This window comes from Granulicatella sp. HMSC31F03, assembly GCF_001807725.1.
Taxonomy (GTDB): Bacteria; Bacillota; Bacilli; order Lactobacillales; family Aerococcaceae; genus Granulicatella; species Granulicatella adiacens.
Window position 1 is genome coordinate 1 of sequence record NZ_KV790840.1, and the last position, 1849, is coordinate 1849.

At 33.4% G+C, this 1849-nt stretch carries 3 protein-coding genes; all 3 read left to right on the forward strand.

All coding sequences use genetic code 11. The features are described from left to right. Positions 1–382: 382 nt before the first annotated feature. Positions 383–586, forward strand: coding sequence for a helix-turn-helix domain-containing protein (locus HMPREF3106_RS00765; protein ID WP_070443791.1), 204 nt, complete (start codon positions 383–385; stop codon positions 584–586). A 160-nt stretch (positions 587–746) separates the two neighbouring features. Beyond that, on the forward strand, positions 747–1223 hold the full coding sequence (locus HMPREF3106_RS00770; protein WP_246827490.1) for a transposase: 477 nt from the start codon (positions 747–749) through the stop codon (positions 1221–1223). 112 nt (positions 1224–1335) lie between these two features. Next, positions 1336–1849: IS3 family transposase (locus tag HMPREF3106_RS00775; protein WP_168160680.1), on the forward strand; the 514-nt coding region annotated here is incomplete at its 3' end.

Consider the following 1849-nt stretch of genomic DNA (forward strand, 5'->3'; position numbering starts at 1 on the left):
GCGGTAACACGGGTTCGAGTCCCGTACGGGTCATCGCTTAAGCCTACTGAAAAGTAGGCTTTTTGTTTTGATAAATAATAAAAAGAATAGAACAAACTCCTTTTTCTAGTAAATAAGAAGAGTTTGCTCAAATAATGGATTAAAAGAGTGATACAAAACCACATAAAAACGAGAAAACCCAACCTGCAAAAGAAGGACATGACGTTTTTCAAGAGGGCAAGGATAACCTTTCTCTCCTCGATTGTACTATATAGAAAGAGGAAATTAAGGTGAAACTATAACTTTTATTTAAGTGGTAGCTTTAATTGTATGGTTTGCAGGTGTCATAAGAAGGCAATTGAATGGATTATTATTAAATATTATGGAAAAATAGGAGGAAATGATGTTAAGAGCGGATGAAGAAAAAATACTATGGTTATTTGAAAATTATTCGGGATATCGAATTGCTAAAGAGAGTGGTATTTCACAGTCTATCGTTGCGAGACTAATAAATGGAACTAGAGAATTGAAAAACATTTCTTTTGAAACAGCGAGCAAACTGAATGAATGTGCAGAAAGACTAATTAAAGATGAGGTTAACCAATAAATAATTTCTAAACCAAATCGATAATTTTGACCGAAACGATGGAAGAATTCAGAGTACAATTGGAGAGATATAAAATCAAGAAAATTAAAGATTAAAAAAAGCGGGCTAGTGATGATATGTACCCCCTTTACTGGACAAACCAGTAAAGGGGGTATTTATTATGCGTTACTCATTCGAATTCAAAATGAAATGTGTCGAATTATATCGACAAGGAATATGGGCTGAGACACCTGAAAAAGTTATGAAGAGGAGTTTTCAAAGAAAAATATTGAATTGGGATAAAATTGAAAGGATTCATGGTCCTAAAGGATTGGAGCGTGTTAAAAAACAAAGAAATTGGACGGTAGAAGAAAAATTGACATTTGTTTTACAGGTTTTAAATGGAAAAGCTCTAACAGAGGTTGCTTTTTCAGCGGGAATAAGTGAAGGATTATTAGGTTCTTGGGTTCACAAGTATAAAACTTATGGATATAATGGTTTAAAGAATAAGAAAAGAGGACGACCATTATCTAAGGAGCCTATTATGAATAAAAAAGCTATACCTGATAACCTTTCAGAATCCGAACGAGAAGAATTAGTTCGATTACGTGAACGAAATGCATATTTAGAAGCTGAAATTGCTGTTATAAAAAAATGAGAACCTTGAGAGAAGAACAGGAAGCTGCGCTTCTCAAGGCGAGAAAGCAGCGATCATCAAGGAATTACGAGAAGTAGGATAATAACTAAAACATCTTCTTAAAGCGATGAAAATGGCTAAATCTACTTACTATTTCGAATTGAATAAAATTGATGCTGTGGCTGAGAAGAATGGTGTTTTATTATCAGAAATCAAAAAAATATTTCATGAAAATAAAGGTAGATATGGCGTTAGAAGAATTTACCAAGAACTTTGCCGTAAAGGTCACGTAGTTAATCATAAAAGAGTTCAACGTCTTATGCATGTAAATGGATTGTTTGGAAAACGACCTAAAGAAAAATACCATTCTTATCAAGGTAATGTTGGAAAAGTTGCTGATAATATTATTAACAGAGATTTCACGACCGATAGGCCACTTCAAAAATGGAGTACAGATGTATCTCAATTCACTTTCCCTTGGGGAAAATGTTTCTTTTCTCCAATTTTAGATATGTCTTCTAATGAAATAATCTCCTATGATCTTTCTTTAAGTCCCAACTTAGAACAGGTTCAAAGGATGTTAAATAGAGCTTTCAAAAAATTCCCTGATGTTAATGGATTGATTCTCCATTCTGATCAAGGTTGGC